This is a genomic window from Kitasatospora sp. NPDC087314 (genome assembly GCF_044744365.1).
Classification (GTDB): domain Bacteria; phylum Actinomycetota; class Actinomycetes; order Streptomycetales; family Streptomycetaceae; genus Kitasatospora.
In genome coordinates, this window is sequence record NZ_JBIUYE010000012.1 from 201,387 (window position 1) to 227,058 (window position 25,672).

At 71.3% G+C, this 25,672-nt stretch carries 19 protein-coding genes and 1 tRNA gene; 4 read left to right on the plus strand and 16 right to left on the minus strand.

All coding sequences use genetic code 11. The annotated features are described in order from the left end of the window. Window positions 1-19 precede the first annotated feature (19 nt). From ACIO5E_RS26130 to ACIO5E_RS26160, 7 genes are all read right to left on the minus strand, one after another. The gene (locus ACIO5E_RS26130) at window positions 20-1,000 is read right to left on the minus strand and encodes a glycosyltransferase family 2 protein (RefSeq protein ID WP_400672094.1); all 981 of its coding nucleotides are present in this window, start codon (window positions 998-1,000) and stop codon (window positions 20-22) included. Between the two features lie 195 nt (window positions 1,001-1,195). Further along, the gene (locus ACIO5E_RS26135) at window positions 1,196-3,253 is read right to left on the minus strand and encodes a hypothetical protein (RefSeq protein ID WP_400672096.1); all 2,058 of its coding nucleotides are present in this window, start codon (window positions 3,251-3,253) and stop codon (window positions 1,196-1,198) included. Between the two features lie 190 nt (window positions 3,254-3,443). Then, a complete protein-coding gene (tuf, locus tag ACIO5E_RS26140; RefSeq protein ID WP_400672098.1) occupies window positions 3,444-4,637 on the minus strand; it encodes an elongation factor Tu in 1,194 nt (397 codons plus the stop codon). Window positions 4,638-4,871: 234 nt separating this feature from the next. Further along, a complete protein-coding gene (fusA, locus tag ACIO5E_RS26145; RefSeq protein ID WP_280675179.1) occupies window positions 4,872-6,977 on the minus strand; it encodes an elongation factor G in 2,106 nt (701 codons plus the stop codon). Between the two features lie 39 nt (window positions 6,978-7,016). Next, a complete protein-coding gene (rpsG, locus tag ACIO5E_RS26150; protein ID WP_030055803.1) occupies window positions 7,017-7,487 on the minus strand; it encodes a 30S ribosomal protein S7 in 471 nt (156 codons plus the stop codon). 2 nt (window positions 7,488-7,489) lie between these two features. Further along, window positions 7,490-7,861, minus strand: coding sequence for a 30S ribosomal protein S12 (gene rpsL / locus ACIO5E_RS26155; RefSeq protein WP_014144289.1), 372 nt, complete (start codon window positions 7,859-7,861; stop codon window positions 7,490-7,492). Window positions 7,862-8,306: 445 nt separating this feature from the next. Then, window positions 8,307-8,864: a DUF1707 and DUF4190 domain-containing protein gene (locus ACIO5E_RS26160; protein ID WP_400672100.1), complete on the minus strand. Its 558-nt coding sequence runs from the start codon at window positions 8,862-8,864 to the stop codon at window positions 8,307-8,309. A 245-nt stretch (window positions 8,865-9,109) separates the two neighbouring features. On the opposite strand from ACIO5E_RS26160, the gene ACIO5E_RS26165 reads away from it, so the two are divergent. From ACIO5E_RS26165 to ACIO5E_RS26180, 4 genes are all read left to right on the plus strand, one after another. Then, window positions 9,110-9,961 carry an ABC transporter ATP-binding protein gene (locus tag ACIO5E_RS26165; protein WP_400672102.1) on the plus strand — a complete coding sequence of 284 codons (852 nt, stop codon included), beginning with the start codon at window positions 9,110-9,112 and terminating at the stop codon, window positions 9,959-9,961. Further along, entirely contained in the window at window positions 9,958-11,589 is a 1,632-nt protein-coding gene (locus ACIO5E_RS26170; RefSeq protein ID WP_400672105.1) for a transporter, read from the plus strand. Before ACIO5E_RS26165 ends, ACIO5E_RS26170 begins: the two co-directional genes overlap by 4 nt. A 101-nt stretch (window positions 11,590-11,690) precedes the next feature. Further along, window positions 11,691-12,971, plus strand: a complete 1,281-nt coding sequence (locus ACIO5E_RS26175; protein WP_400672107.1) for a DUF2786 domain-containing protein — start codon at window positions 11,691-11,693, stop codon at window positions 12,969-12,971. Window positions 12,972-13,092: 121 nt separating this feature from the next. Further along, window positions 13,093-14,205, plus strand: a complete 1,113-nt coding sequence (locus ACIO5E_RS26180; protein WP_400672109.1) for an ADP-ribosylglycohydrolase family protein — start codon at window positions 13,093-13,095, stop codon at window positions 14,203-14,205. Here the strand turns inward: ACIO5E_RS26180 and ACIO5E_RS26185 are convergent, their stop codons facing one another. The 9 genes from ACIO5E_RS26185 to ACIO5E_RS26225 all read right to left on the minus strand — a co-directional run bounded on the left by ACIO5E_RS26185 (window position 14,206) and on the right by ACIO5E_RS26225 (window position 25,605). Continuing rightward, window positions 14,206-15,531: a serpin family protein gene (locus tag ACIO5E_RS26185; protein ID WP_400672112.1), complete on the minus strand. Its 1,326-nt coding sequence runs from the start codon at window positions 15,529-15,531 to the stop codon at window positions 14,206-14,208. Window positions 15,532-15,693: 162 nt separating this feature from the next. Continuing rightward, on the minus strand, window positions 15,694-16,908 hold the full coding sequence (locus tag ACIO5E_RS26190; protein WP_400672114.1) for a cytochrome P450: 1,215 nt from the start codon (window positions 16,906-16,908) through the stop codon (window positions 15,694-15,696). A gap of 110 nt (window positions 16,909-17,018) precedes the next feature. Further along, entirely contained in the window at window positions 17,019-17,759 is a 741-nt protein-coding gene (locus ACIO5E_RS26195) for an SIR2 family NAD-dependent protein deacylase (RefSeq protein ID WP_400672115.1), read from the minus strand. A 179-nt stretch (window positions 17,760-17,938) separates the two neighbouring features. After that, entirely contained in the window at window positions 17,939-18,559 is a 621-nt protein-coding gene (locus tag ACIO5E_RS26200) for a hypothetical protein (protein ID WP_400672117.1), read from the minus strand. A 139-nt stretch (window positions 18,560-18,698) separates the two neighbouring features. Beyond that, window positions 18,699-19,379: a response regulator gene (locus ACIO5E_RS26205; RefSeq protein ID WP_400672119.1), complete on the minus strand. Its 681-nt coding sequence runs from the start codon at window positions 19,377-19,379 to the stop codon at window positions 18,699-18,701. Further along, window positions 19,376-20,563 (minus strand): sensor histidine kinase, encoded by a 1,188-nt coding sequence (locus ACIO5E_RS26210; protein WP_400672121.1) that lies wholly within the window; start codon window positions 20,561-20,563, stop codon window positions 19,376-19,378. The genes ACIO5E_RS26205 and ACIO5E_RS26210 overlap by 4 nt, the downstream gene beginning before the upstream one ends. 82 nt (window positions 20,564-20,645) lie before the next feature. Continuing rightward, the gene (locus tag ACIO5E_RS26215; RefSeq protein ID WP_400672123.1) at window positions 20,646-21,320 is read right to left on the minus strand and encodes a DUF4097 family beta strand repeat-containing protein; all 675 of its coding nucleotides are present in this window, start codon (window positions 21,318-21,320) and stop codon (window positions 20,646-20,648) included. A 173-nt stretch (window positions 21,321-21,493) separates the two neighbouring features. Then, window positions 21,494-21,567, minus strand: a tRNA-Met gene (locus ACIO5E_RS26220). A gap of 144 nt (window positions 21,568-21,711) precedes the next feature. Next, complete coding sequence (locus tag ACIO5E_RS26225; protein WP_400672125.1) at window positions 21,712-25,605, minus strand: DNA-directed RNA polymerase subunit beta'; 3,894 nt, start codon at window positions 25,603-25,605, stop codon at window positions 21,712-21,714. Window positions 25,606-25,672 lie beyond the last annotated feature (67 nt).

Consider the following 25,672-nt stretch of genomic DNA (forward strand, 5'->3'; position numbering starts at 1 on the left):
CCGGGCCGCCCCCGGCGCGCTAGCGGACGCAGTCGGTGAACTTCTCCGCTCCGGTCCTGGCCCGTTCCTCGGCCGAGTCGTAGCCGATGAAGTAGGCGGGCCTGGCCTGGACCGCCGAGTAGATCCGGCCGACGTACTCGCCGAGCAGGCCCACACAGATCAGCTGGACGGCGCCGATGAACAGCATTCCGATGAACAACGACGACCACCCGGGAACGGTGTTGCCGAGCACGTGTTCGATCGCGGTGTAGGCCACGAGGCCGAGGCAGACCAGGAAACTGAACAGCCCGAGCCAGGTCGCCAGCCGCAGCGGGGCGGCGGAGAAGTTGGTGACGCTGTCCAGCGCCAGCCGGACCATCTTGCCCAGCGGGTAGTGCGTGGCTCCGGCCACCCGCTCCTCGCGGACGTAGACCACCTCGCCGCTGGGGAAGCCCAGCCACGGCACCAGCAGCCGGTAGACCGGCTGGTGCTCGGGCAGCGCCTTGAGCGCGTCCACCGCGGGGCGGCTGAGCAGGCGGTAGTCGCCTGCCTGGCTGGGCATCCGCTTGCCGACCAGCCTGCGCATCAGCCCGTAGTAGGCGCCGGCCGTCCGCCGCTTGAAGAAGCTGTCCGTACCGCGGTCGCCGCGCACGCCGTAGACGATGTCGAGGTTCTGCTCGCGGGCGAGCGAGAGCATCTCCGGGATCTTCTCCGGCGGGTCCTGCAGGTCCGCGTCGATGCTCACCACGTAGTCGCCGAACGCCCGGTCCAGGCCGGCCTTGAGCGCGGCCTGGTGGCCGGAGTTGCGGGCGAAGCGGATGATCCGGAACTCGGGCCAGTCCTGCCGGATCTTCTGCATCAGGACCGGGGTGGCGTCGGTACTCCCGTCGTCGACGCCGACCACCTCGTAGTCGATCCCGAGCTCGTCGAGGATCGGCCGCAGCCGCTCGACGGTCAGCGGAAGCGCCTCCTGCTCGTTGTAGATCGGCATGACCACCGACAACTGTGGCGCTGTCGACATGAGTTGGTCCCGCTTTCCGCTGGTGGGGCTGGATTGCCGCCGACAATAGCAGCCGGTGGTGAGCCCCTGATGAGACTCGCTGTGCCCTGGATGAGAGCGGAGAACTCCCCTACCGGAGCGCCGACGGGGCGCCGCCTTGGTAGGACGGCGCCCCGCGTCGTACGGACGGCGGCCCGGTACTCCCGGGCCGGTGGATCAGGTCCCGGGGAAGCTCCGGTCCCAGGGGTGACCCCAGGCGCTGCCCGGCCTGACCACCACGGTGATCTCCGGCTGGAAGCCGACGAGGTCCTTGCGCATCCGTTCGCCGGTGGCCGGGTCGGCCACCACCACGGTCATCGGCTCACCCAGCTGCCGCGCGCCCTTGCGGACATGCTCCATGGCCGCCTGGTACTCCGGCTCCGGCCGCTCGGCGGCACCGATGTTCACCCAGTGCGCCTCGTACAACGGCAGGATGTCGCCGCCGCGGTTGCGCAGCAGCGATGCGAGCCAGGTGGACTTGAGGTTCTTGTAGTCGTCATTGGAGTAGAGCACCATCACCGGGCCGGAGACGTCGGCGAGGTCGCCGAGCACGCTCTCACCGTTGCGCGGGCCGATGTCGCTCCACGACTCGCCGCGGCTCCACGCCATCAGCCGGTTGTCGTGCCAGGCCGAGGGCACCGACTTGAAGGACTCCATGCCCCACTGGACGCCGGCGAACAGGCTGAGCGCGGTCGCCACCGAGAGCACCGACAGGACGGCGTCGCCCGCCCGGCGCCGCAGCACGGTGGTCGTGGTCTTCGGGCCGGTCTTCAACAGCGGGCCGACCGCGCCGAGCGAGATCAGCGCGATCACCACCCCGGTGCCGGCCAGCTTCTCGAAGTAGTACGAGACGTGGCCGATGCTGTGCATCTGGTACGCGGCGAAGCCGCAGATCACCGCCCCGGCGCCGAGCACCAGGGCGAGCTGCGCCCGGCCGGTGCCGGTCCGGCGGTTGGCCGGCGCGGCGGCGGCGAGGACGGCCAGCAGCAGGCCTCCGATCAGGACCGTTCGGTCCGCCGCGACGCTCGGGCCGCCCAGGTTGGAGGCACCGGCGACGTCGAGCTGGGAGAGCACGGAGATCACGCTGGGCAGCCCGGCCAGGCCGAGGGTGACCACGGCGATCAACGCGTAGAGCGGCCAGCGGCGGAGCCGGAACCGGCGGCGGTGGACGGCCAGGGCGGCCACCAGCGCCACGCCGGCGACCGCACCGAAGAGGTTGTAGACGTAGGTGACGGTGATCAGGCCGAGCGCGGCGAGCACGATGAACTCCGGCGTCCGCATGGCCGGCCGGATCAGGAAGGCGCTCAGCAGGGCGACCATCAGCAGGCCGATGATCGTCGAGTCGAAGCCGTGCGGGACGAGGTCGGCGTAGTTGCTGCCGAGCACCAGCGCGGCAACCGTCCCGCAGACCGCGGCGGTGCGCCAACCGCGCAGCCTCGGTCCGCCGATCCAGCGGGCGCCCCAGACCAGCGCCACGCCCAGCAGCGCGTACGCGGCCAGGATGTAGAGCAGGTAGCGGTTCATCGCGTCGAGCGGCGTGCCCAGGTCCGTGCTGGATCGGACCAGCGAGTCCACCCAGGCGAGCAGGAAGTGGGAGCCCTGCGGGTAGACCGCCTCGGACGGCCCCATCATGTAGGCCTTCGCGGCCTCCTGGTGCAGGAAGTTGTAGCCGCCGACGTGCTCGATGCCGACGAAGTAGGAGAAGTGGTTCAGCCGGTCCTCGGCGGTGGACAGGAACTCCATCCGCCAGCCCGGCCCCTTGCCGACCAGCGGCTTGTGCAGGTAGTGCCAGAGCACGGCACCGGTGCCGAGCACCATCAGGTCGGACGGCCGGAAGCGCAGCGGCAGCCTCGGCGCACGGCGGCTCAGCCAGCCGATCAGCGCCACGCCGGAGAACAGCACGCCGGAGGTGGGTATCGGGTCGATCCCCCAGGGCCAGACCGAGAACAGGAGGCCGAGGACGACCACACTGCCGGCGACGATCAGGGCGGCCGCCACCAGGCGGTCCAGCAGCACACCGCCGACCTTGATCACCGAGCCGACCGCCAGGACCAGCAGCGGCAGGAGCACGATCCCGAGGCCGGTCGAGATCAGCGCGGCCGGCACCAGCCAGGACGCCAGTACGGCAGCGCCGAGCACCGGCAGGCTGCGGGCCGGCTTACCGGCGGAAGAACGTACGGGCCCGGGGGTGTCGTCCGGCGCGGTCTCGCCGGACGAGGTACGCGCGGCCACCATGGTGCGGAGTCTTTCCATCGAGACCCAGAAACCCCATCCCCTGTCACGGGCACCCTTGCGCCCGGATTCAGTCCGGCGATATGCCGCGATCCTAGTTGATCCTTTTTCGCACAAAGACAGAGGGCTTGGTGGAGATCCTGGGATCTCCACCAAGCCCTCCCTGACCAGAGGTCAAGTGTCAGAGCATCAATTACTTGATGATCTTGGTGACCTGGCCGGCGCCGACGGTACGACCACCCTCACGGATGGCGAACTTCAGGCCCTCCTCCATGGCGATCGGCTGGATCAGCGCGACCGTCATGCCGGTGTTGTCGCCCGGCATGACCATCTCGGTGCCCTCGGGGAGGGTCACGACGCCGGTCACGTCCGTGGTGCGGAAGTAGAACTGCGGGCGGTAGTTGTTGAAGAACGGGGTGTGACGACCACCCTCGTCCTTCGACAGGATGTAGGCCTGGGCCTCGAAGTCGGTGTGCGGCGTGACCGAACCCGGCTTGATGATGACCTGGCCGCGCTCGACGTCCTCGCGCTTGATGCCACGGAGCAGCAGACCGACGTTCTCACCGGCCTGGCCCTCGTCGAGCAGCTTGCGGAACATCTCGATGCCGGTGACCGTGGTGGTGGTCTTGGTCTCCTTGATGCCGATGATGTCGACAGTCTCGTTGACCTTGAGGATGCCACGCTCGATACGACCGGTGACGACGGTGCCACGACCGGTGATCGTGAAGACGTCCTCGATCGGCATCAGGAACGGCTGGTCCACGGCGCGGGCCGGGGTCGGGATGGCCTCGTCGACCTGGTGCATCAGGCCGAGGAGCTTCTCGCCCCACTCCTTGTCGCCCTCCAGCGCCTTCAGCGCGGAGACGCGGACGACCGGCAGGTCGTCGCCCGGGAACTCGTACTCCGAGAGGAGCTCGCGGACCTCGAGCTCGACGAGCTCCAGGATCTCCTCGTCGTCCACCATGTCGGCCTTGTTCAGGGCGACGACGATGTAGGGGACGCCGACCTGGCGGGCCAGGAGGACGTGCTCCTTGGTCTGCGGCATCGGGCCGTCGGTGGCGGCGACGACGAGGATCGCACCGTCCATCTGGGCCGCACCGGTGATCATGTTCTTGATGTAGTCCGCGTGACCCGGGCAGTCGACGTGGGCGTAGTGACGCGCCTCGGTCTGGTACTCGACGTGCGCGATCGAGATGGTGATACCGCGCTGCCGCTCCTCCGGCGCCTTGTCGATCTGGTCGAACGGCGTGAAGGGGTTGATCTCCGGGTACGCGTCGTGCAGCACCTTGGTGATGGCCGCGGTAAGGGTCGTCTTACCGTGGTCAATGTGACCGATGGTGCCGATGTTGACGTGGGGCTTCGTCCGCTCGAACTTCGCCTTCGCCACTGCAGTCCTCCTGAGGACAGTTCTGTACGCCGTGCTGACGTCAGTTGGTCTTTGATCGGGATTGGGCCCGGGGTGCCGAAGCACCTCGCACCGTCCCGCGGGGTGGGGGCCGGAGGCCCCCGGGAGAACCCGACCGGATTCTCCCGGGACGCCTCCTAATAGCCTAAGGGTTCGCAATCGTCCCGAATGTCGGGATGTCCTGCGGCCTCGTAGGGAGCCGGCTGATGCCGGTCCTTACTCGCCCTTGGCCTTGGCGATGATCTCCTCCGCCACGGCCTTCGGAACCTCGGCGTACGAGTCGAACTGCATCGAGTAGCTCGCGCGACCAGAGGTCTTGCTGCGCAGATCACCGACGTAGCCGAACATCTCGGAGAGCGGCACCAGCGCCGTGACGACGCGGGCACCGTGACGCTCGTCCATGGACCGGATCTGGCCACGGCGAGAGTTGATGTCGCCGATCACGTCGCCCATGTAGTCCTCGGGCGTGGTGACCTCGACGGCCATCATCGGCTCGAGAAGAACCGGCTTGGCCTTCCTCGCGCCTTCCTTGAAGGCCATCGAACCGGCGATCTTGAACGCGAGCTCGGAGGAGTCGACGTCGTGCGACTGACCGTCGAGCAGCTTCACGCGGACACCCTGCAGCGGGTAGCCGGCGAGCACGCCGAACTCCATGGCCTCCTGGCAGCCGGCGTCGACCGACGGGATGTACTCCCGCGGCACGCGGCCACCGGTGACCAGGTTGAGGAACTCGTAGCCCTCGGCCTGCTCGAGCGGCTCGATCGCGATCTGCACCTTGGCGAACTGACCGGAACCACCGGTCTGCTTCTTGTGGGTGTAGTCGATGCGCTCGACGGCCTGACGGATCGTCTCGCGGTACGCGACCTGCGGCTTGCCGACGTTGGCCTCGACCTTGAACTCACGCTTCATACGGTCGACCAGCACCTCGAGGTGCAGCTCGCCCATACCCGCGATGATGGTCTGGCCGGTCTCCTCGTCCGTGTTGACCTGGAAGGAGGGGTCCTCCTCCGCGAGACGCTGGATGGCGACACCCAGCTTCTCCTGGTCACCCTTGGACTTGGGCTCGATCGCGACGCGGATGACCGGGGCCGGGAAGTCCATGGACTCCAGGATGACCGGGTTCTTCTCGTCGGACAGCGTCTCACCGGTGGTGGTCTGCTTCAGGCCCATGACGGCGACGATGTCGCCGGCGCCCACCGACTCGATCTCCTCACGCTTGTTCGCGTGCATGCGGTAGATCTTGCCGATGCGCTCCTTCTTGCCCTTCACGGCGTTCAGCACCGAGGTGCCGGACTCCAGGCGACCGGAGTAGATCCGGACGAAGGTGAGCTTGCCCAGGTGCGGGTCGGACATGATCTTGAACGCCAGCGCGGCGAGCGGCTCGTCGTCCGAGGCCTTGCGGGAGATCTTGGTCTCCGGGTCGTTGGGCTTGGTGCCCTCGACCGACTCGATGTCCAGCGGCGACGGCAGGTACTTGACGACCGCGTCGAGCAGGGGCTGAACGCCCTTGTTCTTGAACGCGGTACCGCAGAAGATCGGCGTGAAGGCCGACTCCAGGGTGCCCTTGCGGATCGCCTCGTACAGCAGCTCCTCGGGGACCTCTTCGCCCTCCATGGCGAGCATCATCACGTCATCGCTGACGTTCGACACCTCGTCCAGGAGCGCCTCGCGGTACTCGTTCGCCTGCTCCACCAGCTCGGCCGGGATGTCGACGACGTCGTACATCTCGCCCTTGGCGGCCTCGGCGGACCAGACCAGCGCCTTCATGCGGACAAGGTCGACAACGCCCTTGAAGTCCGCCTCGGCACCGATCGGGAGCTGCATGACCAGCGGGGTCGCGCCGAGGCGGTCCACGATGGTCTTGACGCAGAAGAAGAAGTTCGCGCCCGTGCGGTCCAGCTTGTTGATGAAGCAGATGCGCGGGACGCCGTAGCGGTCAGCCTGCCGCCACACGGTCTCGGACTGGGGCTCGACACCGGCGACACCGTCGAACACCGTCACGGCACCGTCGAGGACGCGCAGCGAACGCTCCACCTCGACGGTGAAGTCGACGTGACCCGGGGTGTCGATGATGTTGATGGTGTTGTCGACGCCGTCGACCGTCCAGTGACAGGTCGTCGCGGCCGACGTGATCGTGATGCCGCGCTCCTGCTCCTGCTCCATCCAGTCCATGGTGGCAGCGCCATCGTGGACCTCACCGATCTTGTACGAGACGCCGGTGTAGAACAGGATCCGCTCGGTGGTGGTGGTCTTGCCCGCGTCGATGTGCGCCATGATCCCGATGTTGCGGACCCTGGCGAGGTCAAGGGAGGTTGCAGCCATGGTGGCTCGTTCTCTCTCTGTCTAGTGACGGGGTTCGGACTACCAGCGGTAGTGCGCGAAGGCCTTGTTGGACTCGGCCATCTTGTGGGTGTCCTCGCGACGCTTCACGGAAGCGCCCAGGCCGTTGCTGGCGTCGAGGATCTCGTTCATCAGGCGCTCGGTCATGGTCTTCTCGCGACGGGCGCGGGAGTAACCGACCATCCAGCGCAGCGCCAGGGTGCTGGCGCGGCCCGGACGGACCTCGACCGGAACCTGGTAGGTCGCGCCACCGACACGGCGGGACTTGACCTCGAGGGCCGGCTTGACGTTCTCCAGCGCGCGCTTCAGCGTGACGACCGGGTCCGAGCCGGTCTTCTCACGGACGCCCTCGAGGGCGCCGTAGACGATCCGCTCGGCGGTGGAGCGCTTGCCGTGCAGCAGGATCTTGTTGACCAGCTGGGTGACGACCGGGGAGCCGTAAACCGGGTCGATGATGACCGGGCGCTTCGGGGCGGGGCCCTTACGAGGCATTCTTACTTCTCCTTCTTGGCGCCGTAGCGGCTGCGAGCCTGCTTGCGGTTCTTGACACCCTGGGTGTCAAGCGAGCCGCGGATGATCTTGTAGCGGACACCAGGAAGGTCCTTCACACGACCACCGCGCACCAGCACGATGGAGTGCTCCTGCAGGTTGTGGCCCTCGCCCGGGATGTAAGCGGTGACCTCGATCCCGCTGGTGAGGCGCACACGGGCGACCTTGCGGAGAGCCGAGTTCGGCTTCTTCGGGGTGGTCGTGTACACACGCGTGCAGACCCCACGGCGCTGCGGGGAACCCTTCAGCGCGGGAGTCTTGTTCTTCTCGACCTTGTCCTGCCGGCCCTTTCGGACCAGCTGCTGGATCGTAGGCACCGTTTCTCCGTTTTCTGTGTGCCAAGGCTTGGTGGAACTAACCTGCGGTGATCCCTCACACACGGCCCCGTGGTCGACCCACGCGGTCGGGTGTGTTGGGCGTATTCCGACACGGAATCCCATGAGCTGATGTACAGCGACGGCGCTCAACGCGCGGGGCGCTGGAAGGCGCTCCGGCTCGGCGCGGCGACCGGTGTGCATGCACGCACAAGGACCCGGGGACACCCCAGGCACAAGGTCAGAGCGTACCTAGCGCATGGGGCTCGGTCAAAACAAATGCAACGCCGCAGGTCGCGACCTTCGGCCGGATGTCCCGGGAGTGTCCCGGACGCGACCACCCGGTGTCGGACCGCCCTTCACCCGCTCTACCACAGGCCGTCGCCCGCCGCCACCGGAGGCGGCCCGCACCCGTGGTGCCCGAGCCGGCCCCCGCGAAGCGGCCCGGTCAGACCGGTACGCGGAGCAGGACCAGGAGCACGAGCGTCCAGAGCGCGCAGCCGACGTAGCCGAAGACCAGGCCGAGGGTGGCCATCCAGTCGCCGTCCCGGTCGCGGCGGCTCGGCTGGGCCTTCGCGACGTGCCCGACCACCACCGCCGGGAGCGAGAAGCCGGTCAGGCCGAACACCAGCGAGGTGACCGCCAGCACGTTGACCGAGCGGGCCGGCGACGGAGGCGGCGGGAGGAAGGTCGCCGGAACGGGCGGGGCGGCGAAGGCCATCGGCGCGGGCATCGGGCCGACGGGCAGATCGGCCACCAGGCCGGCCAGCTGGCCGTAGGTCTGCGCGGCGGCCGCCTCCTCGTGGCGCTGCTCGTACTCCTCGGTGGAGAGCCGGCCCTCGGCGAACGCGGCCTTCAGCACGTCGATCGTCCGGTCCCGGTCCGCGTGCCCGGCACGCATCCCGGCGGGGAACCCGGCCTGCGGGGCGGGTGCGGGCGGCCGGCCGCCGTCCGGACGCCGGTCCGGGTCGCCGGGGCCCGACGCGCCCCACGGTTGAACGGCCATCCGCCACCTCCCGGCACCCGACGCGGCCCCGCACCCCTCGCTGTTCCTCATAGTGCAGGACGAACGGCGCAGCTGAGTAGGTGCCAATTTCAGCCCGACACCCGCCGGAACACGCCGCCCTGACGGCGCGCCTCACCCGTTCGGCCCATTCGCTCAGGGGATCCTCAACTCGGACGACAGCCTGTCGGGGCAATGACAGGCTGGTCCTGAGGAACCCCACCCGCCAGCGAGTAGAGAAGGCCGCCATGCAGGCGTCAGCGCCGCCGCCGTCCGACCGATCCGGATCCGTTCCCCCCTCCGCCGTCAGCATCCAGGGGTTGTGGAAGCACTTCGGCGGCCAACCCGCCGTTGCCGGACTCAGCCTGGAGCTGCCGGCCGGCGCCTTCATCGGCCTGGTCGGCCCGAACGGCGCCGGCAAGACCACCACGCTGTCCATGGTCACCGGCCTGCTCCGGCCCGACCAGGGCACCGTCCTCATCCACGGCGGCGACGTCTGGGCCGACCCGGTCGCGGTCAAGGCCCGGATCGGCATCCTGCCCGAGGGGCTGCGGATGTTCGAGCGGCTCAGCGGCCGCGAACTGCTGCAGTACAACGGGCGGCTGCGCGGCCTGCCCGGCACCGAGGTGGACCGGCGCGCCGAGGAGCTGCTGGCCGTCCTGGACCTCGCCCGCGACGCCGACAAGCTGGTCGCCGACTACTCCACCGGCATGCGCAAGAAGATCGGTCTGGCCGCCGCGCTGCTGCACAACCCCGACGTGCTGTTCCTCGACGAACCCTTCGAGGGCGTCGACCCGGTCTCGGCGCAGACCATCCGCGGCGTGCTCAAGCGGTACGCGGCGGCCGGATCCACGGTGGTCTTCTCCAGCCACGTCATGGAGCTGGTCGAGCAGCTCTGCGACTGGGTCGCCGTGGTCAACGCCGGCCGGGTGATCGCCCACGGCCCGCTGGACGCCGTGCGCGACGGGCGCAGCCTGCACGAGGCCTTCCTCGGCCTGATCGGCGTCCGCGAGGACGACGGCCAGGCGCTCGGCTGGCTCGGCGGCGGGCAGGCCACCAGCGGGCAGCTCGGCAGCGGGCAGCTCGGGGGCGGGCAGTGAGCGGCGCCGCCGCAGCCGCCCGTACCCCGGTGCCGGACGGGCGGACGGTGGTCCGCGCCCTGGTGGCGCTCAAGCTGCGGCTGCTGCGCAACGGCCTGCGCCGCAGCCCCGGCCGGACCGCCGTGTACGTCATCGGCGGCGTCGTCGGCCTGGCCTTCGCGGCCGGCATCGCCTTCGCCCTCGCCATGATGAACGGGCGCTTCGCCGGTTCCGGGGACGCCGGGGTGATGCTGCTCGGCGTGCTCACCCTCGGCTGGGCCGCGCTGCCGCTGTTCCTCTTCTCCAGCGACGAGAGCGCCGACCCGACCCGGCTCACCATGCTCCCGCTGCAGCCCGGCCCGCTGCTGCGCGGCTCGCTGCTGGCCGCGCTGATCGGGCCCGGCCCGCTGGTCAGCCTGGTGCTGGTGACCGGCGCGGCGCTGTCCGGCGCGAACGGCGGCGCCGCCGCCGCGGCCGCCCTGGTCGGCGTCCCGCTGGCCGTGCTCTGCCTGGTCACGCTCTCCCGGGCGGTCGCCGCCGGCAACGCCCGGATGCTCTCCAGCCGGCGCGGCAAGGACTTCGCGATCTTCGGCGGCCTGCTGTTCGCGCTGCTCGCCCAGGCCGCCAACATCGGTTCGCAGAGCATCTTCGGGCGGCCCGGCGACACCCTCGACCTCAGCCCGCTGAAGCCGATCGCCTCCGTGCTGCGCTGGCTCCCGCCGGTCAGCGCGGCGGACGCGGCCCGCACCGCCGGCGAGGGCCGGTACGGACTGGCGCTGCTCCAGCTCGCCGCGGCCGGCGCGCTGCTCGTGCTGCTGCTGCGCTGGTGGCGCGGCAGCCTGCAGGAACTGATGGTCACCGCCGACTCCTCCACCCTGGAGGTGGCCCGCGGGGTGCAGAGCTCGCGCGGCTGGAGCTTCCTGCCCGAGGGCCGGGCCGGCGCGGTGATGCAGCGCCACCTGCGGTACGCCTGGCGCGAGCCGCGGGCCAAGGCCGCGGTGTTCACCAGCATCGGCATGACGCTGGTGATCTGCGTGCTGTCGGTGGTCCAGGGCTGGTCAAGCGTCTACCTGCTGGCGATGACCGGGATGTTCCTCGGACTGCAGATGCTCAACCTGTTCGGCATGGACGGCTCGGCGTTCTGGATGGTCGCCGCCACCCTGGTCACCCCGGCCGACGCCCGGGACGAACTGCGCGGCCGGGCCTACGCGGTGCTGTCGTACGCCCTCCCGGTGACGGTGGTGCTCGGGTTCGTCCTGGCCGTCGTCACCGACGGCTGGTCCGAGCTGCCCGCCGCACTCGGCCTCGCGCTCGCCCTGCTCGGCTGCGGCGTCGCCCTCGGCTCGACGCTCAGCGTGCTCGCGCCGTACACCATGCCGGCCGACAACAACCCGATGCGCAACGCCGCCCCCGGGCAGGGTGGGCTGCTGCTGGTCAACCAGTTCGGCTCGCTGCTCGGTGTGGCGTTGCTCTCCCTGCCGGTGAGCGGCTACCTCGGCTGGACGCTGTACTCCGGCAGCCCGAGCTGGCCGATCCTGCTGCTCGGCCCGCTCTACGGCGCCCTGATCGCCGCCCTCGGCGTCCGCTTCGCGGCCCGGAGGCTGCTGGAGCGCGCCCCGGAGATCCTGGCCAAGGCCGTCGAGCGCTGAGCCCCCGGGCCCGTCCCGAGCGCCCGGTCCCGTCGAAGGGGCCGGGCGCTCCGGCATCATGGGCGGAAGGGCCGGACCGTCGAGGAGAGCAGGGACACACCGTGGGCAAGCGCGCACAGCAGGACGGGGACGGGGGCGCCGGCCCGCTGCTGGAGCAGGCGGTGCGGTCGGTGCTGACGGCCTCGGACGAAGCGCTGGACCTCGCCCTGGACACCGGAGCATCGCTGCTCGCCGCCTCGGCCGGGCAGTGGCCCGCGGTCAGCCGGGCGCTGCTCGGGTACGCGGACACCGCCGTCGGCCGCTGCTGGTCCGCCGGGTGGCGCCCGGCCGACCTGGCCCGAGTGGTCCGGCGCGAGCTGAAGCCCGTCCACCTGGCCCTCGCGGCGGACCTGATCGCGGCCGAGAACCGCCGGCACTCCGCGGCCGCCCTCGACCGGCGCTGGCAGGAGCAGCTGCGCGAGCTGGAGGCCGAGGTGTGGTGGCCCGGCGACGAGCAGTACCTCGGCGCCTTCGCCGACCGGCACCGGCTGGACCGCTTCGCGCTCGCCACCACCGCCCTGGAACTCCTGCGGACCTGGGGCCGGCTGCCGCCGATCGCCCCGGTCGGCCCCGCCCCGGGCCAGGCCCCGGCGCGGACGCACCGGCCCGGTCCGGTGCCCGGCGAGCCCCGGATGCTGTCCCGGATCCGGGCGCTGCTGGCGAAGGCCGAGTCCACCGAGTACCCGGAGGAGGCCGAGGCGCTCACCGCCAAGGCCCAGCAGCTGATGGCCCAGCACAGCATCGACGAGGCGCTGCTGGCCGCCGCCGGCGCCGACCGCGACATCCCGGCCGCGCTGCGGATCGGCGTGGACAACCCGTACGAGGGACCCAAGACGATGCTGCTGGACGCCGTCGCGGCGGCCAACCGGTGCCGGGTGGTGTGGGCCAAGGAGTTCGGCTTCTGCACCGTCGTCGGCTTCGACGGCGATCTGGACGGCGTCGAGCTGCTCTACACCTCGCTGCTGGTGCAGGCGACGCACGCGCTCAACAAGGTCGGCTCGCGGCGGGATTCGCGCAGCAAGGCGTTCCGGCAGTCCTTCCTGGTCGCCTACGCGGCGCGGATCCGCGAGCGGCTGACGGCCGCCACCGAACGGGCCACCAGCGCCGCCGCGGCCGGCCGGCACCTGCGCGAGGACGGCACCGAGGAGCAGCTGGTCCCGGACGGGCGGCTGCTGCCCGCGCTCGCCGCCCGCTCCGAGGCGGTGGACCAGGAGGTCGGCCGGCTGTTCCCGAAGCTGGTCTCGCAGCGCGTACGGGTGAGCGACGGCGTGGGCTGGGCGGCCGGCCGGGCCGCCGCCGACCGCGCCGCCCTGCACGGACGCGCCGGGGAGATCCGCAGCTAGGGCACGTCCTGCGCGTGCCCACGGGGCCGCACGCCCGGCGGGAACCGTCGGACACGTCGTGGCACCACGCTTTCAGCCGGACCTGATAGAACGTAGTCCGCCACGAACCAAGGGGGACCACGTGACGGAGTCGGCGGTCGAGTCGGGATACCGGGACCGGGTGCGCGGGGCGCTGCTCGGCGGGGCCGTCGGCGACGCGCTGGGCTGGCCGGTGGAGTTCCAGCAGCTGCACCAGATCCAGCAGCGCTACGGGCCGGACGGCGTGGCCGGGCTGCCGGTCGGCCCCGGGCCGGCCGAGGTCACCGACGACACCCAGATGACTCTGTTCACCGCCGAGGGGCTGATCCGCGGCTTCGTCCGCGGCTGGACGGGCGGCGGCGGCTCGGTGCCGGAGGCCGTCCACGGCGCCTACCGCCGCTGGCTGCTGACCCAGTACCAGCCCTCGCCGGACACCGCGCCGCAGCCCCGCCCGTACGACGGCTGGCTGCTGCAGCAGCCCTTCCTGTACGCGCAGCGGGCGCCGGGCAACGCCTGCCTGAGCGGGATGTCCGAGCACCCGGTGTTCGAGTCGCCGTCCCCGGTCGGGCAGCCGGGGCCGATCAACGCGCACTCCAAGGGCTGCGGCACGGTGATGCGCTCGGCGCCGTTCGGCCTGGCCCGGCTGGGTGCCGAGCTGGCCTTCGGGCTGGCCGTGCAGTGCGCCCAGCTCACCCACGGGCACCCGACCGGCTACCTCGCGGCGGGCGCCTTCGCGGCGCTGGTCGAGCGGCTCGCGAACGGGACCGAGCCGTGGGCGGCGGTCGGCGAGACCGTGGAGCAGATCCGCGAGCTGCCGTCCTCCAAGGAGACGGTGCAGGCGCTGGCCCGGGCAGTCCGGGTGGCCCAGGAGTCGCAGCCCTCGGCGGAGGCCGTGGAGCGGGTCGGGCTCGGCTGGATCGCCGAGGAGTGCCTGGCCATCGCGGTGTACTCGCTGCTGGCGGCCACCCTCGATCCCGACCCGGTCCGCACCGCGCTGCTGCTGTCGGTGAACCACTCCGGGGACAGCGACTCCACCGGCGCGGTCTGCGGCAACCTGGTCGGCGCCGCGTACGGCGCCGCGGCGCTGCCCGCCGAGTGGGCCGGAGCGGTCGAGGGCAGGGCCGAACTGCTCCGGGTCGCGGACGACCTGCTGGTGCTGTTCGGCAGCCGCGACCCGCTCCACCCGGCGCTCGGCGGGCGCTACCCGGCCTGGTAGCTACTGAGACGGTCGGTCTTGGACCGACGGGTCGGTGACCTGGCCGAGGAAGAGCGGCCGTCCGCCGTCGGTGTCCCGGATCAGGAACAGGAACGGCCGGTCGATGTGCAGTTGGACGGACTCCGGCGCGGCCGGGGCCGCCGCCGCGGCGAGCCCCGCGCCGCTACCGGCCGCCGCGACCGTACCGTCCTCGTCCACCTCGACGGTGGCCTTCTGCACCACCGTGCCGAGCGCCAGCGGCTCCTTGGTGATCCCTCCGAAGTCGGCGCCGTCGAACGCCGCCCTCACGCCGAGCGAACGCAGCACGGGGACGAGGTCGTTGGCGGTGTCGAAGCGGAAGCGCGGGAGGGTCAGGTCGACGGTCCGCTCGCCGAGCCCGCCGAGGATCCGGTCGAGCTGAGCCTGGTCCAGGCCCTTGCTGAAGGCGGCGAACCCGCCCTGCGCGGGGACGATCAGGTCCATCGCCAACTTTCCTCCCGCGTAAGGGAGTTCGACGGCCTGCCAGGGCTCGCCGACGATGCCGCCGGAGCCCTCGGCGTACCGGAAGGCGCCGGTCTGGCTCATCGCGGCGACGGACGGGGTGGAGCCGTCCAGCCGGTGGAACGGCCGGTCGGAGGTGTTCGCCGGCTTGAACCCGGAGGCCCACTTCGCCTTCAGGTAGAGCGCGTCGGTGAGCGCCAGCCGGGTGTCGGCGGTGATCTGCCGCTCGCCGAAGAGGTCCTTGATCCGTCCCTCGGTGGCCTTCTCCACGGCCGCGTTGATGCTCTTGCGGGAGCCCTGCGGGTCCTTGGCGAAGTCGACGGGGTGCACGCCGGTGTCGAAGGCGGCGGCGAGCGTGTCCAGGTATTCCGGGGCGACGGCCAGGCCCTGCTGCGTCCACAGGTCGTCCGTCTGCCGCAGGGTGAGCTGGCCGCCGGCCGGGACCGAACGGTCGAGCGCGCCCACCGCCGCCGCGTACTGCTGCGGGGTGAGGTCGGCGTGCAGGGCCTTGGACAGCTCCTCGGCGGTGGCTCCGCGGGCCCCGGGCAGCACCATGGCGAGCACGGTGGCCAGGCCGGACGGCGAGAGGACGACATTGCGCCCCGCCCCGTCCGGCGCCGCGGCCAGCGCGTGCAGCAGATCCAGCCCGAAGGCGTTGGTGGCGGCCGAGACCGCCGCCACCTGCGCCGGATCCACCGGCACCCGACTCGCCGACCCCGAGGCCCGCACCACCGCGGGCCCGTCGGCCGCCGTACTGCCGCACCCGGCCACCAGCACCCCACCGGCCAGCACCGCCCCCGCCACCCGGCGCAGGCCTCGCCGCCCTCCAGCACTCCGCTTCGTCATGGCCCTTCGACGCGCCACCCCCCACCCCGGTTCCCCGGGCCCCGGTTCAGTCCCGGAGCGCGCCGAGGGCGAGCGGTTCGTCCCGGTGCTCGATCCGGCCGACCCAGTCGGACGGCCAGGCCGACTCGCCGTGGTGGGCCCCGGCGAATCCAGACCTCGGCTCTAGACCTCGACCAGCAGTTCCTTGAGTCCCCGGATCACGTAGCCCGGGTTCCACTCGGGTTCGCGGGTCAGCCGCAGCTCCGGCGCGCGGCGCAGGAGGGTGCCGTAGGACTCGGTGAGCTCCAGTCTGGCAAGGGGGGCGCCGAGACAGAAGTGGATTCCGGCGCCGAAGGTGATGTGGGGGTTGTCGGTGCGGGCGAGGTCGAGGCGGTCGGGGTCGGTGAAGCGCTCGGGGTCGCGGTTGGCGGAGCCGAAGAGGAGGGCGATCTCGGAGCCGCGCGGGATGGTGACGCCGCGCAGCTCGATGTCCTCCAGGACCCACCGCTCGAACATCTGCAGCGGGGTGTCCCAGCGCATCAGTTCCTCGACGGCGGTGGGCAGCAGCTCGTCGACCGAGCCGCGCAGCCGGGCGAGTTCACCGGGGTTGCGGAACAGCGCCCACCAGCCGTTGCCGGTGGTGTTGACGGTCGCCTCGTGGCCGGCGTTGAGCAGCAGCACGCAGGTGGAGATCATCTCCTGCTCGCTGAGCGCGTCGGAGCCCTCCTGGGCCTGGATCAGCGCGCTGATCAGGTCGCCGCCGGGGGCGGTGCGGCGCTCGCGGATGAGGGCGCGCAGGTAGTCGGAGAACTCGGTGCTCGCGGTGACGGCCCGGCGGGCGGCCTCCTCGGTCGGATTCAGCTCGAACATGCCGGTGATGTCGGCGGACCAGGGCCGCAGCAGGTGGCGGTCGCTCTCCGGTACGCCGAGCATCTCGGCGATCACGGCGACCGGCAGCGGCTCGGCGACGGTGGCGATCAGGTCACCGCCGCCGGCCGCGAGCAGGTCGTCGACGAGTTCGCCGGCGAGCCGCTGCACGGTCGGCCGCAGGCCCTCGACCATGCGCGGGGTGAAGGCCTTGGAGACCAGCCGGCGGATCCGGGTGTGGTCGGGGGCCTCCAGGTCGAGCAGCCCGTGGTCGTTGAGGGTGTGGAAGGGCTCGTGCGCCGGATCGGGCTCGGGCCGGCCGAACTCCTGGTGGCTGAAGCGGTGGGTGTAGGTACGGCCGAGCCGCCGGTCCCGCAGGAGCGCGCTGACGTCCTCGTGGCGCGAGACGAGCCACTGCCCGGTCGGCTCGAAGTACGTCACCGGCGCGTGCTCGCGCAGTTCGGCGTACGCGTCGTACGGGTGGGCCACGAACGCCGCCGACCAGGGGTCGAACTTCGCCGTCGTCGTCATCGGTCGATCACTCCAGGCCGTGAGGGGGAGCCAGAAGGATCATCGTACGCATGCGGTTTACCCGCTTTAAGGCCCTTCGTTTCAGGACCCTTCCGCTCGGAGCCCTGCGCTCAAGCCCTCTCGGCGACCAGCCGCCGCACCAGCTCCGGCAGGGCCCGGGAGATCGGCTCCCGAATCACCTCGTCGGCGGCCTCGTCGTACGGCGTCGGCTCGGCGTTCAGGATGATCAGCCTCGCCCCGGTCTGCACCGCGTTGTACGGCAACGCCGCCACCGGGAACACCTGCAGGCTGGTACCGACCGCGATGAACAGGTCGCAGGCGCGGGCGATCGAGTCGGCCTGCCCGAGCACCTCCGGGTCCAGGTTCTCGCCGAACATCACCGTGCGCGGCTTCAGGATCCCCCCGCACGCGCGGCAGGCCGGGTCCGGCTCCCCCGCCTCGACCCGGGCCAACGCCTCCGCCATGTCGCCGGTCACCCGGCAGCGCAGGCACTGCACCTCCCGCGCGGTGCCGTGCAGTTCGAGCACCTTGCGGGCGGGCAGGCCGGCCCGCTGGTGCAGCCCGTCCACGTTCTGGGTGAGCACCCGCAGCGGCAGCCCGGAGCGCTCCAGGTCGACCAGCGCCCGGTGTCCGGCGTTCGGTTCGGCGGCCAGCGCGCCGGTCTCCAGCCGCATCAGCCAGGCCCGCCGCCGCACCTCGGGATCGGCGCGGTACGGGCCGAGGGTGACCAGCTCCTGGGCCGACGGGTCGCGCTGCCAGAGTCCCTGCGGGCCGCGGTAGTCGGGGATGCCGGAGTCGGTCGAGATGCCCGCGCCGGTGAGCACGGCGATCAGGGGACGCTTCGTGTTCATGCCCCGGACGGTACGGGCGGGCCGACCGGGCCGCCACCGAAAATCCGGGTGCGCGGCGTCAACTCCCGTCGCGCAGCGAGCCGGTCCGCCGGACGCGCCGGGGCGGACGGGTGCCCGCTCCTCCCCTGCGGGAGCGGCCGCCCGTCCGTACCCACCGCCCGTCCGTCCCCGCCGCCCGGTCAGGCCAGCGCCGGACGGGCCGCACCGCCGAGCCGGGCCAGCGGGGCCAGCGCCGCCAGGTAGCAGGCGGCGGCCAGCGGGATCAGCGCCAGGTCGACCCCCGAGGCGGCGGTGCCGACCAGCATCAGCACCGGGCTCCACCAGCGCAGCGTCCGGGCCGGGCCGACCGAGGCGGCGACCAGCAGCGCCAGCAGGCCGACGTAGAACAGCAGCGGGCCGACCTGGTAGACGGCCGGCAGCACCCCCGGGGCACCCTGGACGCGGTCGAACAGCCGCGACTGCTCGGCCTTGTCCGCCGCCGCCAGGCCGACGTACAGGTCAATCCCGATCTGCACCAGCGAGGCCGCCAGGCCCGCGAACGCCGTCCCCAGCGCGGCCCCGGCCACCAGCCGCCCGGCCGTCGTGCCGCGCCGGGCGAGCAGCCCGTGCAGGCCGAGCAGGACCGGGGCGAACAGCAGCAGCCCGGCGAACATCGCGGTGTGGCCGGCCGTCCAGCCGAGGCCGGGCTCCCGGGAGCCCGGCACCAGCCGGATCCCCCCGTACAGGGCCATCAGCACGGGGGCGCCGACGACGGCGTAGGTGGTGAGGCGGGTGTTCCGGGCGTTCCGAGTGGCGTTCATCCGACGATCTCCCTGCGGTGGTCCGTTCCGACGCCACCGATGCTGTCCGCCGCACCCCTCGTCCCGGATCGCCCGCACCGGCGAACCCGCCGCCTCCCCCGCACGGGGGAGGGCCGACCGCGGCCCCGCCCGCCGGGCCCTACGCCTCCCCCGCCACCACCGCCCCCGCCTCGTACGCGAACACCACCGCGTGCACCCGGTCCCGCAGCCCCAGCTTGCTCAGCACATTGCTGACGTGCGTCTTCACGGTGTGCTCGCTGACCACCAGCTCGGCCGCGATCTCCGCGTTGGACAGCCCGCGCGCCAGCAGCCGCAGCGTCTCCCGCTCGCGCAGGGTGAGTTGCTCCAACAGCTTGGACGGCGGCCGCACCGCCCGCTCGGGCGCGCCCGGGCGGCGGGCGGCGAACTCACCGATCAGCCGCTTCGTCACCGAGGGCGCGAGCAGCGCCTCCCCGGAGGCCACCATCCGCACCCCGTGGGCCAGGTCGTCCCGCCGGACGTCCTTGAGCAGGAAGCCGCTGGCGCCCGCGTACAGCGCGTCGAAGACGTAGTCGTCCACGTCGAAGGTGGTCAGCATGATCACCTTGGTGGACGGGAACTCGGCGCAGACCCGGCGGGCCGCCTCCAGCCCGTCCATGACCGGCATCCGGACGTCCAGCAGCAGGACGTCCGGACCGTGGGTGCGGACCGCCTCGATCGCCTCCGCGCCGTCGCAGGCCTCGGCCACCACCTCGATGTCGGGCTGCGCGTCCAGGATCATCCCGAACCCGGCCCGCACCAGCTCCTGGTCGTCCGCGACGACCACCCGGATCGGCTTCATTCGCCCACCTTCTCGACCACGCCCGCCGCCCCCAACGGGAGCCGGGCACTCACCAGGAATCCCCTGCCCTCCGGCCCGGGGCCGGCCTCGGCCCGCCCGCCGCAGGCCGCCGCCCGCTCCCGGATGCCGACCAGCCCGCGACCACCGGACCAGCCGTTCGGCGGGCCGGCGGCGGTCACCGGCAGCCCGCGACCGTTGTCGGACACCACCACCTCCAGGGCGTCCCCGACCCGCCGCACCCGGACGGCCGCCCGGTCGGCGCCGGAGTGCTTGACCGTGTTGGTCAGCGCCTCCTGCACGATCCGGTACGCGGCGGCCTGCAGGTCTGCGGGCACCGTGCCCGGCCCGTCGGGCAGTTCGAGCTCCACCGCCAGTCCGGCCCGGCGCACCCGCTCGGCCACGTCGGCGAGTTCGGCCAGCCGGGGCTGCGGGGCCAGCACCGGACCGGCCCCTTCCTCCTTCAACACCCCGAGGACGCGCCGCAGTTGGACCATCGCGTCGCGGCCCGCGTCGGCGATGGTGTCGAACGCGCGGACCGCCCGGTCCGGGTTGGAGTGCACCACCAGCGGACCGGCCTCGGCCTGGATGATCATCAACGAGACGGCGTGCGCCAGGATGTCGTGCATCTCCCGGGCGATCCGGGCCCGCTCCTCCGCCACCGCGCGGCCCGCCTCGCTGGCCGCCCGCTCCCCGGCCTCGCGGGCCCGCTCGGCCTCCACCCGGGCCAGCCGCCGCTGGGCGCGCACCAGCGAGCCGAAGACGAACGAGCCGACCGAGGTGAGCAGGCTGAACAGCATGCCGTTCGGCGAGTGGGTGCCGATCACGTTGGCGACCACCACCACCGCCAGCACCGTCCAGCGCGCCCGGTCCGAGCACCGTTCCGCGACCGTGTAGATGCCGATCACGCCGGCCAGCGGCACCTGCGGGTTCGCCGAGTGAGCCACCACGGACAGCGCGGCGAGGGCCACGCTGCCCGCCGCCAGCGCGGCCAGCGGCGCCCGGCGCCGCCAGGGCAGCGGCAGCGCGGTGGACACCGCCACCAGGTAGACCCACCACGGCCAGGCCGTGCCGTCGTTGTAGACCGCCCAGATCGAGATGCCGGCCGACACCACGGCCAGCAGCGAGTCCAGCACGTACGGACTCAGCCCGGCCGACCAGCTCCGCCAGCGCGCCGCTCGCACCACTGTCGCCCCTCCCCCGTAGCCGGGGGCGCCGCCCCCGCGGAGAAGATCATGCCCTACCGGCAGGGCCTCCGGAACGGCCCGGTCAGCGAGCACTGACCGTCACGCCGCCGGTCTCGGTCCGCGCCGTGATGCTGCGCGCCGCACCCGGCTGCGAGGGGATCCTGACGTCCACCCCGCCGGCCCCGGCGTGCGCGTCCACCGCGTACGCCTCCCCGGCCGGCACCGCCACCCGCACCCCGCCGGTCGAGGCCTTCGCCTCCACCTTCTCGGGGGCGGCCGCGAAATCGACCCGCACCCCGCCGGTCCCGGTGCTCAGCCGGACGTCCTTCGAGGTCAGCCCGGTGGCCTCGACCCCGCCGGTCTCCACCGTGGCCTGCACCTCGGCGGCCAGCCCGACCAGCCGCACCCCGCCGGTCTCCTGGGTCACCCGCACCTTCGTCCCGGCCGGCACCTGCACGGTGTACCCGACGCCGCAGCCGCGACAGTCGTACGTCAGCCGCAGCACGCCGTCCTTCACCTCGTGGGTGGTCCGCGGCGCGTCGCCCCGGTAGTTCTGCTCCTCGACCACGTGCACCGCGTCGCCACCGCCGGTCACCACGATCCCGCCGGTGTGCGCGTCGACCACCAGCTCCCGGACCGGCTCCGCGACGCCGTAGCCCACCGTCCGGTGCTCCTGGTCGTCCCCGACGGGCAGGCAGGCCGACATCCCCACCAGCACCGCCCCCGTGATCGCCACCGCGCCCAGCATCCGCTTCATGTCCGGCCCCCTTCGAAAGCCTCGTCGTCTCGCCGCCGACCAGCCTTCCCCCACCGCCCCCTCACCCGCCTCCCCCACCGGAGCGGTTCCGCCCCCTCCCCCGCACGAGGGAGGGCCGTTCCCGGGAACGCCGAAGGGCCCGGAGGCTGAATGCCTCCGGGCCCTTCGATTTGTAGCGGGGACAGGATTTGAACCTGCGACCTCTGGGTTATGAGCCCAGCGAGCTACCGAGCTGCTCCACCCCGCGTCGGTAAACCTGACTCTACGCGACTTCAGCCGGATTACCTAACCGGCCTCCCAAACCCGGGTGACCTGCGGAAACGCCGCAGCGCGAAACGCCGCAGGGCGGCCACCCCGCGAGGGGTGACCGCCCTGACAGCCGAACTCGGACTCAGCCGGTGTACGGGCCGTAGTCGTAGTCGTCCAGCGGGACCGCCTGGCCGGAGCCGGCGCCGAAGGGCGACAGGTCGTAGTCGTCGTAGCCGACGGCCGAGTACATCGCGGCCTTGGCCTCCTCGGTCGGCTCGACCCGGATGTTGCGGTAGCGGGGCAGACCCGTACCGGCCGGGATGAGCTTACCGAGGATGACGTTCTCCTTGAGGCCCAGCAGCGGGTCCGACTTGGCGTGGATCGCCGCGTCGGTGAGGACCCGGGTCGTCTCCTGGAAGGAGGCGGCCGACAGCCAGGACTCGGTGGCCAGCGAGGCCTTGGTGATACCCATCAGCTGCGGACGGCCGGAGGCGGGGTGACCGCCCTCGGAGACCACACGACGGTTCTCGGTCTCGAAGCGGCCGCGCTCGACGAGCTCACCCGGGAGCAGCTCGGCGTCGCCCGACTCGATGATCGTCACGCGGCGGAGCATCTGCCGGATGATGATCTCGATGTGCTTGTCGTGGATCGACACACCCTGCGAGTTGTAGACCTTCTGGACCTCGGCGACCAGGTGGACCTGGACGGCCCGCTGGCCCATGATGCGCAGAACGTCGTGCGGGTTGGTGGCACCCATGGTCAGCTTCTGGCCGACCTCGACCGCCTCGCCCTCGCCGACCAGCAGCTTCACACGCTTGGAGACGGGGTAGGCGATCTCGTCGCTGCCGTCGTCCGGGGTGATGACGATCTTGCGGGTCTTCTCGGTGTCCTCGATCCGCGCCCGGCCGGTGGCCTCCGAGATCGGGGCCACACCCTTGGGGGTACGGGCCTCGAAGAGCTCGACGACACGCGGCAGACCCTGGGTGATGTCGTCACCGGCCACACCACCGGTGTGGAAGGTACGCATGGTCAGCTGGGTACCGGGCTCACCGATGGACTGGGCGGCGATGATGCCGACCGCCTCACCGATGTCGACCAGCTTGCCGGTGGCCAGCGAGCGCCCGTAGCACATGGCGCAGGTGCCGACGGCCGACTCACAGGTCAGGATCGAGCGGGTCTTGACCTCGGCGATGCCGTGGCGGATCAGCTCGTCGATCAGCACGTCACCGAGGTCGGTGTTGGCGGTGGCCAGCAGCTTGCCGTCGACGGTGATGTCCTCGGCGAGCATGCGGGCGTACACGCTGGTCTCGACGTCGTCGGCCTTGCGCAGCACGCCGTCCGCACCAACGGAGCCGATCGCCAGCTTCAGGCCGCGCTCGGTGCCGCAGTCCTCCTCGCGAATGATGACGTCCTGGGAGACGTCGACCAGACGACGGGTGAGGTAACCGGAGTCGGCGGTACGGAGGGCGGTGTCGGCCAGACCCTTACGGGCACCGTGGGTGGAGATGAAGTACTCCAGCACGGTGAGACCCTCACGGAACGACGCCTTGATGGGTCGCGGGATGGTCTCGTTCTTGGCGTTCGACACCAGACCACGCATACCGGCGATCTGGCGCATCTGCATCATGTTTCCACGAGCACCCGAGTCGACCATCATGAAGATGGGGTTCGTCTTCGGGAAGTTCGCGGCCATGGCGTCCGCGACCTCGTTGGTCGCCTGGGTCCAGATGCCGACGAGCTCCTGCTTGCGCTCGTCGTTGGTGATCAGACCGCGCTCGTACTGCTTCTGGACCTTCTCCGCCTTCGCCTCGAAGCCCTCCAGGATCTGGGGCTTGCTCGGCGGGACGATGACGTCCGAGATCGAGACGGTGACACCCGAGCGGGTCGACCAGTGGAAACCGGCCGCCTTCAGGTTGTCCAGGGTCGCCGCGACGGTGACCTTGGGGTAGCGCTCCGCCAGGTCGTTGACGATCGCGGAGAGCTGCTTCTTGCCCACCTCGTAGTCGACGAACGGGTAGTCCTCGGGCAGCAGCTCGTTGAAGAGCGCGCGGCCCAGCGTGGTGGTCAGACGGAACGGCTCGCCGTCGAACCAGGTCGACTGACCGTCCTCGTCCACCGGCGGGGTCCAGCCGCGCGGCGGGACGGTGCCGGCCGGCAGGCGCAGCTCGATCGGGGCCTGGACGTCCAGGTCGCGGGCGTCGAAGGCCATGATCGCCTCGGCGGTCGACGAGAAGGTGCGGCCGGCGCCCTTCACGTTGTCGCGGTCCGAGGTCAGGAAGAACAGACCGAGCACCATGTCCTGGGTCGGCATGGTGACGGGGCGACCGTCGGCCGGCTTCAGGATGTTGTTCGAGGACAGCATCAGGATGCGGGCCTCGGCCTGCGCCTCCGCGGAGAGCGGCAGGTGGACGGCCATCTGGTCACCGTCGAAGTCCGCGTTGAACGCGGTGCAGACGAGCGGGTGGATCTGGATGGCCTTGCCCTCGACCAGCTGCGGCTCGAAGGCCTGGATGCCGAGGCGGTGCAGGGTGGGCGCACGGTTCAGCAGGACGGGGTGCTCGGCGATGACCTCTTCGAGCACGTCCCACACGACCGGGCGGGCCCGCTCGACCATGCGCTTGGCCGACTTGATGTTCTGCGCGTGGTTCAGGTCGACCAGGCGCTTCATCACGAACGGCTTGAAGAGCTCCAGCGCCATGGCCTTCGGCAGACCGCACTGGTGCAGCTTGAGCTGCGGGCCGACGACGATGACCGAACGGGCCGAGTAGTCGACGCGCTTGCCGAGCAGGTTCTGACGGAAACGACCCTGCTTGCCCTTCAGCATGTCGCTGAGGGACTTCAGCGGGCGGTTGCCCGGGCCGGTGACCGGACGGCCGCGGCGGCCGTTGTCGAACAGGGCGTCGACGGCCTCCTGGAGCATGCGCTTCTCGTTGTTCACGATGATCTCGGGGGCACCGAGGTCGAGCAGGCGCTTCAGGCGGTTGTTGCGGTTGATGACACGGCGGTACAGGTCGTTCAGGTCGGAGGTCGCGAAGCGGCCACCGTCCAGCTGCACCATCGGACGCAGGTCCGGCGGGATGACCGGGACGCAGTCCAGCACCATGCCGTTGGGCTTGTTGGTGGTCTGCAGGAACGCGGAGACGACCTTGAGGCGCTTCAGCGCACGGGTCTTCTTCTGGCCCTTGCCGGTGCGGATGATCTCGCGCAGGCGCTCGGACTCCTCCGCCAGGTCGAAGGTCTCGAGGCGGTCCTTGAGGGCCGCCGCGCCCATCGAGCCGGAGAAGTAGGTGCCGAAGCGGTCGCGCAGCTCGCGGTAGAGCAGCTCGTCGCCCTCGAGGTCCTGGACCTTGAGGTTCTTGAAGCGGGCCCACACCTCGTCGAGGCGGTCGAGCTCGCGCTGCGCACGGTCGCGCAGCTGCTTCATCTCGCGCTCGGCGCCTTCGCGCACCTTGCGGCGCACGTCGGCCTTGGCGCCCTCGGCCTCCAGCTCGGCCAGGTCGGTCTCGGCCTTCTTGGCACGGGCCTCGAGGTCGGAGTCGCGGCGGTTCTCGATCTGCTGGCGCTCGACCGAGACGTGCGCCTCCAGGGACGGCAGGTCGCGCTGGCGGCGCTCGTCGTCGACCCAGGTGATCATGTAGGCGGCGAAGTAGATGACCTTCTCGAGGTCCTTCGGCGCCAGGTCGAGCAGGTAGCCCAGACGGGACGGCACGCCCTTGAAGTACCAGATGTGGGTGACCGGGGCGGCCAGCTCGATGTGGCCCATCCGCTCACGGCGCACCTTGGCGCGGGTCACCTCGACGCCGCAGCGCTCACAGATGATGCCCTTGAAGCGGACGCGCTTGTACTTACCGCAGTAGCACTCCCAGTCCCGGGTCGGGCCGAAGATCTTCTCGCAGAAGAGGCCGTCCTTTTCGGGCTTCAGGGTGCGGTAGTTGATGGTCTCCGGCTTCTTGACCTCGCCGTGCGACCACTGGCGGATGTCGTCGGCGGTGGCCAGGCCGATGCGGAGCTCGTCGAAGAAGTTGACGTCAAGCACTGGTCGTCAAGCCCTCTTTCGTAAGTCGAGAGTCGTTCATGTGGTCTGAGGGGGGCCTGGGGGCGGG

Excerpts from the sequence above, each read along its gene's own strand:
- ACIO5E_RS26130 (WP_400672094.1), bottom strand. The coding sequence starts at position 1,000 with ATGTCGACAGCGCCACAGTTGTCGGTGGTCATGCCGATCTACAACGAG.
- ACIO5E_RS26135 (WP_400672096.1), bottom strand. The coding sequence starts at position 3,253 with ATGGTGGCCGCGCGTACCTCGTCCGGCGAGACCGCGCCGGACGACACC.
- fusA (WP_280675179.1), bottom strand. The coding sequence starts at position 6,977 with ATGGCTGCAACCTCCCTTGACCTCGCCAGGGTCCGCAACATCGGGATC.
- rpsG (WP_030055803.1), bottom strand. The coding sequence starts at position 7,487 with ATGCCTCGTAAGGGCCCCGCCCCGAAGCGCCCGGTCATCATCGACCCG.
- ACIO5E_RS26160 (WP_400672100.1), bottom strand. The coding sequence starts at position 8,864 with ATGGCCGTTCAACCGTGGGGCGCGTCGGGCCCCGGCGACCCGGACCGG.
- ACIO5E_RS26165 (WP_400672102.1), top strand. The coding sequence starts at position 9,110 with ATGCAGGCGTCAGCGCCGCCGCCGTCCGACCGATCCGGATCCGTTCCC.
- ACIO5E_RS26185 (WP_400672112.1), bottom strand. The coding sequence starts at position 15,531 with ATGACGAAGCGGAGTGCTGGAGGGCGGCGAGGCCTGCGCCGGGTGGCG.
- ACIO5E_RS26190 (WP_400672114.1), bottom strand. The coding sequence starts at position 16,908 with ATGACGACGACGGCGAAGTTCGACCCCTGGTCGGCGGCGTTCGTGGCC.
- ACIO5E_RS26195 (WP_400672115.1), bottom strand. The coding sequence starts at position 17,759 with ATGAACACGAAGCGTCCCCTGATCGCCGTGCTCACCGGCGCGGGCATC.
- ACIO5E_RS26200 (WP_400672117.1), bottom strand. The coding sequence starts at position 18,559 with ATGAACGCCACTCGGAACGCCCGGAACACCCGCCTCACCACCTACGCC.
- ACIO5E_RS26205 (WP_400672119.1), bottom strand. The coding sequence starts at position 19,379 with ATGAAGCCGATCCGGGTGGTCGTCGCGGACGACCAGGAGCTGGTGCGG.
- ACIO5E_RS26215 (WP_400672123.1), bottom strand. The coding sequence starts at position 21,320 with ATGAAGCGGATGCTGGGCGCGGTGGCGATCACGGGGGCGGTGCTGGTG.